Here is a 16,048-nt window from a genome sequence, read left to right on the forward strand (position 1 = left end):
GCTGTAAACTCTTAGGAGTTTATTTTTGAAATTGAAAAAGTTTTGATAAGTATTATAAAAAATAGCCTATTTGGGAATGCTGAAAAACAGTTCTACTCACTACTCACCATTTCTTTTCTAGTATCACTTTCAATCACTCCGTCACGAAGTCTTATCACTCTGTGCGCGTGCTCTGCAATATCTTCTTCGTGAGTTACCAGAATAACGGTATTTCCGGCTGCATGAATTTCATCAAAAAGATTCATGATTTCTACGGAAGTTTTAGAGTCTAGGTTTCCCGTAGGTTCATCGGCAAGGATGATAGAAGGTTTATTTACTAAAGCTCGTCCCACCGCTACACGTTGGCGTTGCCCACCTGAAAGTTGGTTGGGTTTGTGATCCATACGATCGCCAAGGCCAACATTATTTAAAACCTCTTCAGCTCTCTTTTTACGATCTGCCTTAGAATAACCAGCGTAGATCATAGGTAATGCCACATTATCCAACGCAGTAGTTCTTGGTAAAAGGTTAAACGTCTGGAAAACAAAACCAATTTCTTTATTTCGAACTTCGGCAAGTTCGCTGTCGGTCATCTGGCTTACATCTTTTCCGTTTAAAATATAAGAACCACCGGTTGGTGTATCCAAACATCCCAGTAAATTCATTAAAGTTGATTTTCCTGAACCCGAAGGCCCCATAAATGCTACGTATTCGCCGCGATTTATATCCAGATCGATACCTTTAAGTACTTTTACAACTTCCTGTCCTAAAGGGAAATTTCGAATAATATTTCGAATTTCGATAACCTTATTGCTCATAGAAAATCAATTTATAAAGGTATGACGCTAAGATTTTGTTTTTGTTACAATCTAATTTTAAAATGTTCTTTTGCCTGTTCTTTTCTGAAGAAAACCAAGCCTAAATAAAACGTATCTATCGTAACCTGAACTTTTGGATGTTTCTTGATCTCTTTCCAGGCATCTTCCATTTCTTCGGAAAGGTGAATGTCATCAAAAACAAAAACCGAATCGTTATGCGCAGTTGGCAGCAATGTTTCGAAATACTGAAGTGTAGCCGATTTTTGATGATTTCCGTCAAAATAAATAAGATCGAATTTTGCCGAATTTGAGAAATTAAATAGATACTGCTGAAATTCACCAATTTTGAGTTCAATATTTTTGAACCTGAATTTATCGAATTGCTGTTTGGCGATATTCGCGGTTTCGGGGCAACCTTCTATGGTAGTTAATTTCACGTTTTCTGCGGAAGCAATAGCAGCTGACGCAATTCCTAAACTGGTGCCAAGCTCCAAACAGTTATTTAGCTGAAGATACTGAGTGATTCTGAATAAAATTTTTGACTTTTTTGAAGTAATTCCGGCGACTTTGGCAATTTTAGAGATCTTTCTTTGATTGCTTTTAAAGATTCGGCTACCCGCACCAAAATCGGTTACCGTAATCTCATTTTGGTTATTTAAAAGCTCCTTTTTATAGTTTTTGATTTTGGAATATTCCGCATACTTTTTTTTATCGTAAAAACAATTGGTCACCAGGTCATAAACAAAAGGCGAATGCAGTCCGTGCTGATTTTGTGACGAAAAAAGGAATTTTATATAAGCTTTTAGTTGATGCAAGGTTTAGTTAGAAGTTTATGTTTCAATGATCAATAAACAATGATTATTAATCAATTTTAATTTTTTAGCAGCTACAAAAAATCAGTCTAAAATTATATAATTTCGATTCTTAAGAAGCATCGCTCATTTTCAAATTAATTCAAAATTCAAAATAATATGTTTATACTCTAACAACGAAGTGGTTTTGATCCAAATACTAACTCTCCATTTTCTCCATTAACTCGAACCATCTTTCGGTTTTTGTTTCGATCTGTTGTTCGATATCTTTAAGTTCTAATGAAGTTTTATCGATTTCTTCTCCGCTCATCTCCTCAAGGAATTTTTGCTGTACGGCTTCTTTTTTCTTTTCGAGTTTAGCGATCTCTTTTTCTAATTTTTGATATTCCTTTTGCTCGTTATAGCTCAGTTTTGTTCCTGTGCTACCGTCTTTCCAATCGTTTTTGGAGGTTTTATCGCTGGTTTCTTTCTGCTCTTCAGGAGCATCTAAGCTTCCCTCATAAGCACGGTAATCTGAATAATTTCCGGGGAAATCTTCAATTTTTTGATTTCCGGGGAAAACAAATAAATGATCTACGATCTTATCCATAAAATAACGGTCGTGAGAAACCACCAATAAACATCCTGGATAATCTAGTAGAAAACTTTCTAAGACATTTAGGGTAACAATGTCCAGATCGTTGGTGGGCTCATCTAAAATTAAAAAGTTTGGATTCTGAATCAAAACCGTACATAAATACAAGCGTTTTTTCTCGCCACCACTTAATTTTTCTACAAAATCATATTGCTTTTTACGGTCGAAAAGAAAACGCTCTAATAATTGCTGAGCAGAAATTTGCCGACCTTTTTTAAGCGGAATAAAATCACCGAAATCCCGAATTACATCAATAACTTTTTGTCCCGGTTTTACTTTTATCCCGTTTTGCGTGTAATACCCAAATTTAATGGTTTCCCCAACCACAACTTTACCCGTGTCAGGTTTTAGTTTTCCGGTAAGAATGTTTAAAAATGTTGATTTTCCGGTTCCGTTCTTTCCAATAATCCCTGCACGTTCTCCTTTCTGAAAATTATAGTCGAAATTGTCGAAAAGCGTCTTATTCTCGAAGCTTTTAGAGATGTTATGGAGCTCGACCATTTTACTGCCAAGGCGTTCCATATTAATTTCCAGTTGTACCTGGTGGTCTTTACGGCGTTTAGAAGCTTTGGCTTTTATTTCGTGAAAATCGTCGATTCTGGATTTCGATTTTGTGGTACGAGCCTTTGGCTGGCGACGCATCCAGTCTAATTCTTTTTTAAAAAGCTGCTTTGCTTTTTCGGTATTAGTATTTTCCAGTTCTATTCTGGATTCTTTTTTATCTAAGTAATAGGAATAGTTTCCTTTATAAGTATAAAGCAGACCTTCATCTAATTCTACGATCTCGTTACACACGCGTTCTAAGAAATAGCGATCGTGAGTCACCATAAAAATGGTAAAGTTTTCTTTTCTAAAGAATTCCTCTAACCATTCGATCATATCTAGATCTAAATGGTTAGTAGGCTCGTCCATAATAATAAAATCAGGTTTTTTGAGCAGCATATTAGCCAGTGCCAATCGCTTTTTTTGTCCTCCTGAAAGATTTTTTACTTCTTTTTGTAGATCTTCTAATTTTAGCTGAAAAAGGATTTGTTTATACTGCGTTTCGAAATCCCAGGCCTGTGCTGCGTCCATATCCTCAAAAGCTTTTTGATAAGCTTCAGTATCTGAAGGATTTTCTAAAGCAGCTTCGTAGCGTTTGATAATTTCAAGCGTATCATTTTCCGAAGAAAAGATGGTCTGTTCAATAGTTAAATTTGGATCTAAGTCAGGTTCCTGAGGTAAAAAAGCGGTCTTAATATTCTTACGGTATACTACATTTCCTTCATCGGGTGTGTCAAAACCGGCAAGAATATTTAATAGGGAAGTTTTTCCAGTGCCGTTTTTAGCGACAAAACCAACTTTTTGACCTTCGTTAATTCCGAAGGATATATTAGTAAATAAAACACGTTCGCCGTAAGACTTTGCAATATTTTCTACAGAAAGGTAATTCACAATTGATCAGTTTATCCGCAAATAAAGTTAAATTATCGAGATTGATGTTAATTATTTTATTATTAATCAGCAACAATTATATTTGTTAAAAATTCGTGAAGCTCCCTATGCCGAGATTTTTAGTATTCTTAGTGCTTACACTTGTATTACTGTCGACCTCATGTATCTCTACAAAAAAGTTATCCTATTTACAGGAAGACAAAGCTAGTATCGATAGTATCGTTGAAGTGCACCGTTTAAATAAACCTTACCGGATACAGATAGGGGATCTTCTTAGTATTCGAGTAAAAGCATTAGATCAGGATATCGTTGGGATGTTTAACCCAATAGATGAAGGGAATGCCAATGCTACCGGAGAAGAACGAATGTATTACGATGGTTTTTCTGTAGATGAACATGGAAATATTCGTGTGCCTACTTTAGGGGAAGTTAATGTAATGGGGTATACAGTTGAAGAAATTAGGGAACAAATAGAAGAGCGACTCCTATCCGAATATTTTAAACAGGAAGCGAATATTTTTGTTACTGTAAAACTTGCAGGTATTCGTTATACGACGATTGGAGAAATTGGAGCAGGAAGTAATGTGCTCTATAAAGAGCGAGTGACTATTATGGAGGCTATTGCTAATGCTGGTGGAATTAGCGATGTTGGAAATCGAGAAGATGTAAAAATTTTGAGACAATATCCGCATGGAGAAGAAGTCCATCATATCGATTTGACTAATCTCGACGCTGTTAAAAGCGAATACTATTACATCCAGCCAAACGACTTAATTATTGTAGATCCATTGCCACAAAAATCATTGGGATCTGGAACAACGGGCTTAGAGAGCTTTAGAACTATTGCTACGGTGGTATCCTTATTATCAACATCAATATTGTTATTTACCAGGCTATAATGGCACATGAAGACGATCACATATCAGATGTAGGTTCAACTTTCGATTTTAAGGGATTTGTTCTTAAAGTAATTAGTTACTGGAAATTAATTTTGTTTTCTATCACGGTGAGTTTAGCCGTAGCTTATTATAATAACGTAAGGAAATTACCGGTATATCGTTTACAGAATTTAATCTCTATCAAAGACGATCAAAATCCCTTTTTTACCAGTAATACCAGTTTAACTTTCAACTGGGGAGGAACTTCAGATAAAGTCAATACTGCAATTACTATTTTGGGTTCAAGAACGCATAATGAAGAGGTTGTAGAGAAACTGGGGTTTTATGTAGATTATAAAGAGGATGGAGAATACCAGCGAATAGATGCTTATGGTAGCACACCTTTTGATGTTATCGCAGATACTAGTAAGTTTCAGGCACTAGGTGTGAATTATACCATTCAGGTTGTAGATGAAAATCGTTTTACGATATCTGCTGCTATTCCAGACAATTTTACTGTACAATCTTATGGTTCGAAGGATAAGGAGGGAAGGAGTGTTTCTTTAACAGAATTCAACGAGCAATTCGAATTTGGACAGAAAATAACTACTCCATTTCTCAATGCGGTAGTTAGGCGTAATGAGAATACCCTTCAGGAAGGGAAGAAATTCTACATAAGTTTTTTGAATTTTGATTCTGCCGTTTCCAGATATAAAAATGTTTCTGTGAAGCCAGAGTCTAATGGAGCTTCAGTTTTACAACTAGCTCAGACTGGGAACAATAAAGCAAGAATTGTAGATTATCTTAATGGTTCTGTTAAAGTGCTTAGTGACAATATGCTTGCAAGAAAGAATCTTTTTGCGACCAAAACCATCGCTTTTATTGACAGTAGCTTAAATGTAAAGTCAAGAGAACTAAGATTAGTAGAAAGCGAGCTGAATTCTTACAAGAACGATAATGAGATATTAGATATTTCTGCTGAAAGTCAGCAATTATCCTCAAAATTATTAGAATTAGATTCCAGGAAAGAAGAGATTGCACGTCAATTATCTTACTATAGAACTTTAAAAACCTACCTGGAAACCAGGACAGATTATTCAAATATTCCAGCGCCATCTGTAGCAGGGATTAGTGAAGGTAGTATTTCTTCAGCTGTGGCGAGATTAATTACTCTTGCTGAAGAACGCAGTAATTATCAATATACCTTGAAAGAAGGAGCACCCATTTTTGCTGATATAGATCGACAGATAAATAGTGTGAAGTCTGTTTTACTTGAAAATATAAATAGTTCCAGAGGTCTTTTAGAAGAAGAAATAAGAGAGGTGAATGGGCGTATTTCGAATGCTGAAAAACAGATACGGGAACTACCTAAAGAAGAACAAGACTTACTTAAAATTCAGCGTAAATATAATATTAGTGAAAGTACTTACAATCTTTTTCTGGAAAAGCGGAATGAGGCCGGACTTATAAAAGCTGCAAATGTAAGTGACGTACTTATTATTGATAAAGCGAAAGATATAGGTGGAGGAAAGATTGGTCCTAATACTCAGCTTAATTATGTAATGGCAGTTATGGTTGGGGGTGTTATTCCGCTAACCTTTGTTTTCTTATTAGTTTTCCTTAATACTAATATTCATAATGCCCAGGAAGTAGAACGATTATCTCCCATTCCTATTCTAGGAATGATTGGTAAGAGTAAAATGGATAGTAACCTGGCAGTTTTTGAAAGTCCTAAATCCTCTATTTCAGAAGGTTTTAGGGGACTGCGATCCAGTTTACAGTTTATGTATAAAAAGCAGGGAGTAGAGGGGGCGAAAACATTATTGATTACCTCTTCGGTTTCTGGTGAAGGAAAAACTTTTTGCGCGATGAATATGGCAACGGTTTTTGCTATGAGTGAGCGCAAAACCATCTTAGTAGGTCTCGATTTACGTAAACCAAAGATTTTTGATGATTTTGGACTGAATAACGATCTTGGGGTAAGTAATTATTTGATTCAGGATGCTACTTCGGAAGATATAATTCAAGAAAGTAAAATTCCTTTTCTGGATGTAATAACATCAGGGCCTGTACCTCCAAATCCGTCAGAGTTATTGATGAATGATCAGATGGAATTACTTATACAAGAGCTGAGAAAAAAATATGATTATATCATTTTAGATACTCCACCAATCGGTTTGGTAGCTGATGCATTAAATTTAGTAAAGCATGCAGATGCAACTATTTATATGGTTAGACAGGATTATACGAAAAGAGGAATGCTAGAGTCTATAAACCAGAAGTATGCTAAAGGCGAAATAAAGAATATAAGCTTTGTGCTTAACCATTTTGTGCATAGAGCAAAATATGGCTATGGTTACGGATACGGCTATGGATACGGCTATGGATACGGCTATGGATACGGCTATGGATACGGCTACGGATATAATCGTTACAATAATGGTTATGGAGAGGCTCCATCTACAGCATCGCAGCTAAAAAAATCTTGGACAAAGTTTAAACGAAAGTTTGAGTAATATTTTGAGTAATTAGTGAATAGTAAATAGATTTATTTGTTGTGGATCATAAAGATTTGGATGTTTGGAAAAAGAGTATGGAGCTTGTTGAGCATACTTATAAAATTACCTCAAGTTTTCCTGCAAGTGAAATGTATGGTTTAACAAATCAACTTAGAAGAGCATCGGTTTCCGTTGTATCAAATATAGCCGAAGGATCCGGGAGGAAATTTGATAAAGAATTACTTTATTTTTTGAATGTTTCCTTGGGATCTTTAGCTGAACTTGAAACTCAAATTGAGATAGCATATAGACTTAGTTTTATCTCGGATGTAGAAGATACTTTCCAGTTAGTAACTGAAACACGAAAATTAATAATTGGTTTTAGGAATTATATAAATAAACGCCAAAACACTGATGACTAATCACTAATAACCAATTAACTGAAGCTATGAATGATGAATGGTTATATGAAATTTCGCCTAAGCGTAAATTAATTGATCTTAATTTTAAGGAGATCTGGCGGTATAAGGATCTGTTGGTCTTGTTTGTTAAGAGAGACATAACCACTGTTTATAAACAGACAATTTTAGGTCCGCTTTGGTTTTTTATTCAGCCGTTATTTACTTCAGTTATATATACTTTAGTTTTCAATAACATAGCTAGTGTATCAACTGGAGCCGTGCCTAGTTTCTTATTCAATCTAACAGGTATTACGGCATGGAATTATTTTAATCAATGTTTTACCAGTACCTCAAATACTTTTAATCAGAACGCAGCATTATTTGGAAAGGTCTATTTTCCAAGAGTTATAGTTCCTCTTAGCAAGGTTATCGCCGGATTGGTGAAATTTGGAATACAAATATTGATATTGATTGTCTTTTACTTTTATTTTATTCTCAAAGGAACTTCTATTTTGCCAAATAGTAATATTGTATTATTTCCGGTTTATGTATTGTTAATGGCTCTAATGGGCTTAGGTTTTGGAATGATCATATCAGCAATGACCACCAAGTATAGAGACTTAACGGTGCTTATAGGCTTTGCTACCTCTTTACTTGTTTATATTTCGGCAGTTCCTTACCCTTTAAGTCAGGTAAAAGAGAAAATGCCAGATATTGCCTGGGTTGTCCAATTAAATCCGCTAACTCAAATCATAGAAGGTTTTAGATATATGATTTTGGATGAAGGGATTTTTGATCTAACGTCTTTTGTCTATACTGTTGTAATTAGTGTATTTATCTTTCTGATTGGTTTGATTGTATTTAACAAAACAGAGAAAAACTTTATAGATACGGTATAGACATGAAAGAAATTCCTCTATTTTACTGGTCTTCTATAAAATTCGAAGGCAAACAGAAAGAGAATTACGGTGATCTATTAAGTAAATATTTGATAGAAAAAATATCAGGGAAGAAAGTTAAATGGGTGCACCCTAAAAAGCAGGCCTGGTATAATTATAACAAAAAGAATTTTTTAGGTATTGGAAGTATTCTTGCTCACGCTACTAAAAATAGTATTGTATGGGGGAGTGGTATAATAGATCAAACTCATCCTATTGAGAAAGCAGATTTTAGAGCAGTAAGAGGTCCAAAAACCCGAGCACGACTTTTAGAACTTGGTTTTGATTGTCCAGAAGTTTACGGTGACCCTGCATTGTTGTTGCCGGAATTTTATAGCCCAGAAGTCAGGAAGGATTACAAGATAGGGATTGTTCCCCATTATGTAGATTATCGTGAAGTCAAAAATAAATATGGTAAAGATCCAGAAGTAAATGTAATAGATCTGCTTACAGATAATATAGAAAAAACTACAAAAGAGATTCTTAAATGCGAAAAGATAATTTCGTCCTCCTTACATGGAATTATCGTCGCACACGCCTATGATATACCGGCGGCATTTATAGAGGTTTCTAATAAAATTTTTGGTGATGGTGTTAAATTTCAGGATTATTTTTTATCTGTAGGCATAACAAATGCTACTAAAATGATAATTTCAGATACTGAATTAAATACCTTTGAAGGCGAAAATCTGGAATTTCTATTACCAAATGCTGAGGTATTAAGGAAACGAAAAACTGATCTTCATAATAGTTGCCCTTTTTAAAATTAAGACTTGAAATTATGAGTGTAATTCTAAAGGCTGAAAATATTTCTAAACAATATCGCTTAGGGATTGTTGGTACAGGTACTCTAAGCCATGACTTAAACCGTTGGTGGCATTATATTCAAGGAAAAGAAGATCCTTATTTGAAGGTAGGTGCTGTAAATGATAGGTCCGCTAAGGCAAATGAAGATTATGTCTGGGCGCTTAGAGATATCAATTTTGAGGTCAAAACAGGTGAAGTATTAGGCATTATTGGTAAAAACGGAGCTGGAAAATCTACATTATTAAAATTACTCTCTAGAGTAACATCCCCAACCACAGGAAGCATAAAGACTAAAGGAAGAATTGCTTCTCTTTTAGAAGTAGGAACCGGGTTTCATCCAGAGCTTACAGGTAGGGAGAATATCTATTTGAACGGTGCGATTTTAGGAATGACTAAACCTGAAATCAAAGCCAAAATAGATGAAATAATTGCTTTTTCTGGATGCGAGATGTATATTGATACTCCCGTTAAAAGGTATAGTAGTGGAATGCGTGTTAGGTTAGGTTTTGCAGTTGCCGCGCATTTAGAACCCGAAATTTTAGTAGTTGATGAAGTTTTAGCCGTCGGCGATGCCGAGTTCCAAAAAAAAGCACTTGGCAAAATGCGAGATCTTTCTACCGGTGAAGGTAGAACCGTACTTTTTGTAAGTCATAATATGGCGAGTGTTCAGAATTTATGTACCCGTGGGATAGTTTTGGAGAATGGGGAAATATTTTTCGCGGGTAGAATAGAAGAAGCCATTGGTAATTACCTATCATCAAAGGATCAAAAATTCAGCTTTAGTAGTTCTGGAAGAGTTAAAAAGTCAGATAAAATATGCATTCAAAACCTTAAAATTCTAAATGAATTTAATACTGAAATAGAAACAATTTTATCTGGAGAAACACTATGTTTTGAAATTAGATTGATTGCAGCTGAAAATCTGAATTCATTGCATATAGGCCTGGGATTTTATAGTAATGAAGAAATCCCGCAGTTTCATTGTTCAACAGAAACTTTAAATCAACCTTACTTCAATATTCAAAAAGGAGAAAATACTGTTTATTTAGAAATACCAAAATGGCCTTTAGCTTCAGGAAATTATTATCTTAATATTTATTTGAGATACGAGAATGAAACTATAGATTACATAAAAGAAGCAATTTGGATAAAATCTGAAAAAGGAGATTTTTATAACACAGGTTTTTTACCAAGCTGGAATAAAGGGTTTATGTGCGAATATGAGTGGAAATAGGAAAATATTACATTTTCTATCAGCGTCAGATAGAATAAATTATGGAGATTTACTTTTTCCAATAATTTTTAAAAAGATGTTGGAGATTCATAAAATTGAAGTAGACTTTGATAATTATGGTATTGTAAATAGTGATCTTTCGCATTTTGGCGCGTTGCCAACTAAATCTTATAAAAAATTCCAAGAGGCAGTCAACAAGACTAAAGGTAATATAATTGTTGGTGGTGGAGAAGTTTTCTTTCCTAATTGGAGAACACTTTATTCTTTTATTAACCCATACTATGCATATGTATTAAAATTTAAAATTTTCAGAAAATTAGATCAAAAAATTAATTTGCCTAAAATATTATTGTCTAAACATTCCTCTATAATTCCGTTTGTGCCGATAAAAGGAAGTTCTGAACTTTTTTTTAATTCGGTTGGAGGTCGTTTTTATGGAGAAAGTAAACAGAACGTAATTGTCGCTAATTTGTTGAGAGAGGCTAATTTTATAAGCGTAAGAGATAAAAGAACTAAAGAATCATTGAATACCTACAACATCAATTCCGTTTTAGTGCCGGATTCTGCAATATTGATGTCGGAATTATTTTCATTAAATTTTTTAAAAAGTAAAATTTCTGAAGTTTCGAATTTAGAAAGGAAGAAGTATTTGTTTTTGCAACTTGGAATAAACAAGGGGCCAAAAGAAATAAATGAGTTTGCAAACCAATTATTGAAACAAGCAAGTAACATGGATTTAGATATTATTTTATGTCCTATCGGAATGGCTCCTAATCATGAAGATCATAGAATTTTAGAGGAAATCAATAAAGTATCTAATCGTTTCAAAATGATTATTCCAAGAGATATCTATGATATTATGTACTTGATCGCAAATGCTAAGATTTTTATTGGAACAAGTTTGCATGGAATAATTACCGCTCAAAGTTTCAATATTCCTTTTGTTGCACTTAATAAAAAGATAGAAAAAACTCAGGTTTATATAAACACTTGGATGCCATATTACCAAAATTATATTTTAGATTTTGATGAAATCAATCAATTAGAGATCTTATTAAATAAATGGAATTCTAAAAATTTAGAAGATTATACAAGAGAACAGAAAATGTTAGCAAACAAAAATTTAACTACTATTTTTTCAAAATTAGTTTGAATTGAGCTTTTCCTTTAAAATAAATATAGTCATTGTTACATACAATGGTATTAAATGGATAGACAAATGTCTTCAGTCATGTGGAGATTATCCCGTCATTGTAGTAGACAACAATAGTTCTGACAACACTCTAGGTTTTATAAAAAAAAAGTATCCTACTGTTCATATTATAAAACAAGATAAAAACTTAGGTTTTGGACAGGCTAATAATATAGGTATTTCATATGCTCTTAATCATGGAGCAGATTTTGTTTTTCTGCTTAATCAAGATGCTTATCTTTCAGGAAACTGTCTCGAAAAGTTAATAAAAGTTAAGAGCCGAAATTCAGAATATGGTGTTCTAAGTCCTATTCATTTGAATGGAGAAGGAACACGAATTGATTCCAAATTTTCAAAGTATTTATTAAATAACGAAGATTTTTATTCAGATCATATTTTAAATAAACCTTTGAAGAATGTTTATGATTTTCCTTTTGTAAATGCTGCTGGCTGGTTGATTTCCCGTGAATGCTTAGAGACCGTGGGGGGATTTGATCCTATGTTTTTTCATTATGGTGAAGATGATAACTATTGTCAAAGGTTAAATTATCATGGTTTCAAATTAGGAGTTGTTTCAGAAGTATTTCTAAGGCATGATAGAATTCAAGAAGGCAACCCTATAAATACTAAATCACTTTTATATTTAGAGAGAAGATACAAACTGGAATATGGAAATTTAAAAAGAAACGATTTCGAAATCCAATTCAAACATAAAATTCTAGGATTGAATAAATCAATTTTAAAAAATACTTTATTTTTTAAATTTAAAAAAAGCGCTGAGCTCAGAAAGCGATTAAAGTTAGTTTACAAAATTAAAAATGAAATTGCAGTCAGTAGAAATATAAATGCTGTTGAGGGCGCAAGTTATTTAGAATTATAACGAAAAAAGGTAAACATTTCCGGCGAAAAATAATTTGTCCATTTATGGTACTGTCAAAACAAAATAGATCGAGACTAAAACAAAAGCTGATTCGCTATAGAAGATTCCAACAAAAGAATGCAATACTTATTTTTAGTGAACCAAGAGGAGGAAGTACTTGGCTTATGGAAGTTTTAATGGAAAATCCGAAGGTAATTGTTAATTGGGAACCGTTTCATAAGAATTTCGGAGTTGTACCACGTAGTTTCGAGTGGGGATGGTTAGCTACTAGCAATAATATTAATAAATCTCAATTAATTCAATTTTTGCAAGATGTTATTTCATTTCGTTTTGCTAATAATTGGCTAGTTAAGTATGCATTATTTAAAAGAATATTTACGGCATCTTATGTTCTAACTAAGTTTGTAAGGGCTAATCGAATACTTCAGTTCGTAACTAAGAACTTAAACTTAAATCATAAGCCAATTTATATTTTAAGACATCCAATAACTACATGTATTTCCCAGTTGAAAACTTTCAATAAAATGGAATCATATGAAATGTTTATTCCCTGGTATGAAACGATGCAATTAGCAGATTACGATATTAAGAATAAAAACTTAACTTATTTTTTGGAAAGTTTAGAAACCCCTATCGAACAAAAAGTTGCTTACTGGTGTCTTAATAATAATGATAATATTTGTAAAATAGATTCGAATGATTTTTACACGGTATTTTATGAAGATATCGTTATTAACCCCGAAATAGAATTTGCTAAAATGTTTGAGTCAATTGGTTTAAAAGTATTTGATGGCTTCGAGAAGTTTAATTTTAGGAAAGCAAGTGCAAGTGATTATCAAAAAAATTTTAGAGAAAATCCTGAAGAACAATTAAGAAAATTTCAGAAGTACATTACAACCGATGTTTTAAATCGAGTTCAAGCAATTCTGGATATTTTTGGAATAACTGTTTATTCAGCATTTCATCATTTACCAATTAAAAAATGAATTATTCTTTAATTTCTGTAATAATACCAACATTTAATAGAGGACATCTTTTAGGACAAACGTTGGAATCTATTATATCTCAGGAATATAAATATTGGGAATGTATCGTAGTAGATGATGGATCCAACGATTATACTAGTGAATTAATGGAATTTTATTGTCAAAGAGATTATCGAATTCAGTATCACCATCGTCCTGACCATAAGCTTAAAGGCGCAAATGCATGCAGAAACTATGGATTTCAAATTAGTAAAGGAGAGTTTATAAATTGGTTTGATAGTGATGATTTAATGTTTCCAAATAATTTAAAGAGTAAAATTATAGGGTTTGAAAGTGAATTAGATTTTGTAGTAGGTAACAGTCTAAATTTTACTGAGGATAATATTGAATTTAATAGGCCGTTCGCTCTTGATTATTCAAAACCAATTTCAGTAGAATCTTTTCTTAATTTCGATATTGGGTGGATAACTAATGATGTATTGATAAGAAAGCGAAGTATTCCTATAAGTTTTAATGAAAATTTAAAAAGTGGACAAGAATATAATTTTTTCGTTAGGTATTTACATTTTACAACAAAGGGTAAGTTTTTAAAAAAGGATTTAGCTTATAGAAGAGTTCACCCCAATAGTATCCAATGCAAACTCCTTAACAATAATATAACAAGAATAAGACAGCTATTATATAATGAAATACAGTTAATATATGATCTTAAAGAGCTCGCAAGTAATGATAACTTAAAACGTAGTATGAGAAGGATATTACGCTTGTCTTATGAAATCAGAACATCTAATAAAATTAAAAGTTTAGATTTCGATTTAATTAAGGTGTTATTTGAATTTAACTATTTTATATCCTTGTTTTATTATGTCTTATGGTTACTTATTAACTTAATTAGTGGTAAAGGTTATTTTGCCTTAAAAAAAGCTTTAAAAAAACTGGATGAATAACAGATTATCAATAGTAATTCCATGTTATAACGATGGAAAATATATTGAGCAGGCAATCGACTCTGCTTTGAATCAATCATACTTAAATAAAGAAATTATAGTTGTTGATGATGGATCGGACATGAGAACCAAGAAAATTCTATCTCAAATTAAAGCAAAAGTTGATAAGTTAATCGTTCAGGATAATCAAGGTGTGGGAGCTGCGAGAAATACTGGAATTAGATCTGCTAAAGGAGATTATATTTTGATATTAGATGCTGATGATTATTTTGAGCCAAATTTCGCTAAAGAGGCCATTGATATAGTGAATGTTTATGATGAGGTAAAATTAGTGTCAAGTTGGAGTAGATGGTTTTTAGATAAGGATAACTACAGAATTTTTAGACCTCAAGGTGGAAACTTGCAGGATTATCTATTTCAGAATAGAGCTATGGGATCGGTCTTGTTCAGGAAAGATTGTTGGGAATTGGCAGGAGGTTATGATGAAAAAATGACTGGTTATGAGGATTGGGAATTTTATATAAGATTGCACCAAAATGGTGGATATACTTATATTATTGAAAAGGTATTATTTCATTACAGAAATAAAGCAAAATCTAGAAATAAGAAAGCAACAATCAATAAGAATGAATTGTTAAAATATATTTTTTCTAAAAATCATAAACTTTATAAAGATAATTTTAATGATTTATTAGATTGGTTTTTCTCTTACAATGATCAAACATCCAAATCTATAGAGAAATCTAAGAAGAGTAGTATTATAAAAAAGATAGTTTCAAAATTCAAGTACTTTGCACAGTTAATAATTATCTAAATTACACTAACTGCACTATGATTAAATCCAAATTAAAAAAAATATTAAGCCTTAGTATATTCTCCATATATACAGGATATAAGTTGAAAAAGGTCAAAAAAATCAGGGAAAGAGAACAAAAGTCAGCTTTTAAAGAATACTTGAGTAGAAAGAATATCACAAAACTTCAGATTGGTTCTGGAGAGAATATTATAGAAGGATGGCTTAATACAGATCTAAATTTTAGAGCTAATATAGCTTATCTTGATGCAGGGAATGATTACCCCTTTGAAAATGAAACTTTTGATTTTATTTTTTCAGAACATTTGTTCGAGCATTTAGATGAAAACCAACAATTGATTATGCTATCAGAGTGTTTCCGAATTCTTAAAAAAGGAGGAGTGTTAAGGATAGCGACGCCATCTATCGAATTTTTGTTTGAAATTTATAAAAATCCAGAGAAAACTGAGAATGTAAAGTATATTGAGTGGGCAATGAAACATTCTCCACATCTGAGAGAAGTTCAAAAAATAATGCCAGATAGGAGGTATGATCATATTAGTGTGATAAATCATTTTTTTAAAGCATGGGGACACAAAATGATTCACAATGCAAACTCATTGATAAGTTATGGAACTCAAGTGGGATTCATAAATATTGAAGAAAAGGATGTTGGGAAAAGTGATTTTAAGGAACTCCAAAACTTGGAGAGACATTTTAAATTTATTCCAAAAGAAATGAATGAAAAAGAAACAATGATTTTAGAATTTCATAAAAATTAATTTTCGGGTATTTTGATCTCATAACTAGTAATAAG

General features: G+C 32.6%; 15 protein-coding genes. 12 read left to right on the forward strand and 3 right to left on the reverse strand.

The annotated features are described in order from the left end of the window. Positions 1 to 92 precede the first annotated feature (92 nt). The 3 genes from IIF7_RS01555 to IIF7_RS01565 all read right to left on the reverse strand — a co-directional run bounded on the left by IIF7_RS01555 (position 93) and on the right by IIF7_RS01565 (position 3,677). Positions 93 to 797 carry an ABC transporter ATP-binding protein gene (locus tag IIF7_RS01555; protein ID WP_084839899.1) on the reverse strand — a complete coding sequence of 235 codons (705 nt, stop codon included), beginning with the start codon at positions 795 to 797 and terminating at the stop codon, positions 93 to 95. A gap of 44 nt (positions 798 to 841) precedes the next feature. Next, entirely contained in the window at positions 842 to 1,612 is a 771-nt protein-coding gene (locus tag IIF7_RS01560) for an O-methyltransferase (protein WP_084839900.1), read from the reverse strand. A gap of 196 nt (positions 1,613 to 1,808) precedes the next feature. Beyond that, the gene (locus IIF7_RS01565) at positions 1,809 to 3,677 is read right to left on the reverse strand and encodes an ABC-F family ATP-binding cassette domain-containing protein (RefSeq protein ID WP_084839901.1); all 1,869 of its coding nucleotides are present in this window, start codon (positions 3,675 to 3,677) and stop codon (positions 1,809 to 1,811) included. Between the two features lie 107 nt (positions 3,678 to 3,784). On the opposite strand from IIF7_RS01565, the gene IIF7_RS01570 reads away from it, so the two are divergent. Genes IIF7_RS01570 through IIF7_RS01625 form a run of 12 tightly spaced genes read left to right on the forward strand, consistent with a single transcriptional unit; the run spans position 3,785 to position 16,013 of the window. Continuing rightward, a complete protein-coding gene (locus IIF7_RS01570; RefSeq protein WP_176218880.1) occupies positions 3,785 to 4,576 on the forward strand; it encodes a polysaccharide biosynthesis/export family protein in 792 nt (263 codons plus the stop codon). Continuing rightward, positions 4,576 to 7,071, forward strand: coding sequence for a polysaccharide biosynthesis tyrosine autokinase (locus IIF7_RS01575; RefSeq protein WP_084839902.1), 2,496 nt, complete (start codon positions 4,576 to 4,578; stop codon positions 7,069 to 7,071). Before IIF7_RS01570 ends, IIF7_RS01575 begins: the two co-directional genes overlap by 1 nt. 41 nt (positions 7,072 to 7,112) lie before the next feature. Continuing rightward, a complete protein-coding gene (locus IIF7_RS01580) occupies positions 7,113 to 7,475 on the forward strand; it encodes a four helix bundle protein (RefSeq protein ID WP_084839903.1) in 363 nt (120 codons plus the stop codon). A gap of 26 nt (positions 7,476 to 7,501) precedes the next feature. Further along, the gene (locus tag IIF7_RS01585; RefSeq protein ID WP_084839904.1) at positions 7,502 to 8,353 is read left to right on the forward strand and encodes an ABC transporter permease; all 852 of its coding nucleotides are present in this window, start codon (positions 7,502 to 7,504) and stop codon (positions 8,351 to 8,353) included. Positions 8,354 to 8,355: 2 nt separating this feature from the next. Continuing rightward, a complete protein-coding gene (locus tag IIF7_RS01590; protein WP_084839905.1) occupies positions 8,356 to 9,156 on the forward strand; it encodes a polysaccharide pyruvyl transferase family protein in 801 nt (266 codons plus the stop codon). A 17-nt stretch (positions 9,157 to 9,173) separates the two neighbouring features. Then, entirely contained in the window at positions 9,174 to 10,433 is a 1,260-nt protein-coding gene (locus tag IIF7_RS01595; RefSeq protein ID WP_084839906.1) for an ABC transporter ATP-binding protein, read from the forward strand. Then, positions 10,420 to 11,586, forward strand: coding sequence for a polysaccharide pyruvyl transferase family protein (locus tag IIF7_RS01600; protein WP_084839907.1), 1,167 nt, complete (start codon positions 10,420 to 10,422; stop codon positions 11,584 to 11,586). The genes IIF7_RS01595 and IIF7_RS01600 overlap by 14 nt, the downstream gene beginning before the upstream one ends. 1 nt (position 11,587) lies before the next feature. Next, positions 11,588 to 12,505 (forward strand): glycosyltransferase family 2 protein, encoded by a 918-nt coding sequence (locus tag IIF7_RS01605; protein ID WP_245801476.1) that lies wholly within the window; start codon positions 11,588 to 11,590, stop codon positions 12,503 to 12,505. A gap of 44 nt (positions 12,506 to 12,549) precedes the next feature. Then, positions 12,550 to 13,491, forward strand: a complete 942-nt coding sequence (locus IIF7_RS01610; RefSeq protein ID WP_084839908.1) for a sulfotransferase — start codon at positions 12,550 to 12,552, stop codon at positions 13,489 to 13,491. Beyond that, complete coding sequence (locus tag IIF7_RS01615) at positions 13,488 to 14,438, forward strand: glycosyltransferase family 2 protein (RefSeq protein ID WP_084839909.1); 951 nt, start codon at positions 13,488 to 13,490, stop codon at positions 14,436 to 14,438. The genes IIF7_RS01610 and IIF7_RS01615 overlap by 4 nt, the downstream gene beginning before the upstream one ends. Continuing rightward, complete coding sequence (locus tag IIF7_RS01620; RefSeq protein WP_084839910.1) at positions 14,431 to 15,252, forward strand: glycosyltransferase family 2 protein; 822 nt, start codon at positions 14,431 to 14,433, stop codon at positions 15,250 to 15,252. Before IIF7_RS01615 ends, IIF7_RS01620 begins: the two co-directional genes overlap by 8 nt. Positions 15,253 to 15,269: 17 nt before the next feature. Then, positions 15,270 to 16,013, forward strand: coding sequence for a class I SAM-dependent methyltransferase (locus IIF7_RS01625; RefSeq protein WP_084839911.1), 744 nt, complete (start codon positions 15,270 to 15,272; stop codon positions 16,011 to 16,013). Positions 16,014 to 16,048: the final 35 nt, after the last annotated feature.

It is taken from the genome of Zunongwangia atlantica 22II14-10F7 (genome assembly GCF_002094855.1).
GTDB classification, from domain to species: domain Bacteria; phylum Bacteroidota; class Bacteroidia; order Flavobacteriales; family Flavobacteriaceae; genus Zunongwangia; species Zunongwangia atlantica.

What these genes read in the sequence shown, in the direction of transcription:
- IIF7_RS01555 (WP_084839899.1), bottom strand. Translation starts at nt 797, where the DNA reads ATGAGCAATAAGGTTATCGAAATTCGAAATATTATTCGAAATTTCCCT.
- IIF7_RS01570 (WP_176218880.1), top strand. Translation starts at nt 3,785, where the DNA reads ATGCCGAGATTTTTAGTATTCTTAGTGCTTACACTTGTATTACTGTCG.
- IIF7_RS01575 (WP_084839902.1), top strand. Translation starts at nt 4,576, where the DNA reads ATGGCACATGAAGACGATCACATATCAGATGTAGGTTCAACTTTCGAT.
- IIF7_RS01585 (WP_084839904.1), top strand. Translation starts at nt 7,502, where the DNA reads ATGAATGATGAATGGTTATATGAAATTTCGCCTAAGCGTAAATTAATT.
- IIF7_RS01590 (WP_084839905.1), top strand. Translation starts at nt 8,356, where the DNA reads ATGAAAGAAATTCCTCTATTTTACTGGTCTTCTATAAAATTCGAAGGC.
- IIF7_RS01595 (WP_084839906.1), top strand. Translation starts at nt 9,174, where the DNA reads ATGAGTGTAATTCTAAAGGCTGAAAATATTTCTAAACAATATCGCTTA.
- IIF7_RS01600 (WP_084839907.1), top strand. Translation starts at nt 10,420, where the DNA reads ATGAGTGGAAATAGGAAAATATTACATTTTCTATCAGCGTCAGATAGA.
- IIF7_RS01610 (WP_084839908.1), top strand. Translation starts at nt 12,550, where the DNA reads ATGGTACTGTCAAAACAAAATAGATCGAGACTAAAACAAAAGCTGATT.
- IIF7_RS01615 (WP_084839909.1), top strand. Translation starts at nt 13,488, where the DNA reads ATGAATTATTCTTTAATTTCTGTAATAATACCAACATTTAATAGAGGA.
- IIF7_RS01620 (WP_084839910.1), top strand. Translation starts at nt 14,431, where the DNA reads ATGAATAACAGATTATCAATAGTAATTCCATGTTATAACGATGGAAAA.
- IIF7_RS01625 (WP_084839911.1), top strand. Translation starts at nt 15,270, where the DNA reads ATGATTAAATCCAAATTAAAAAAAATATTAAGCCTTAGTATATTCTCC.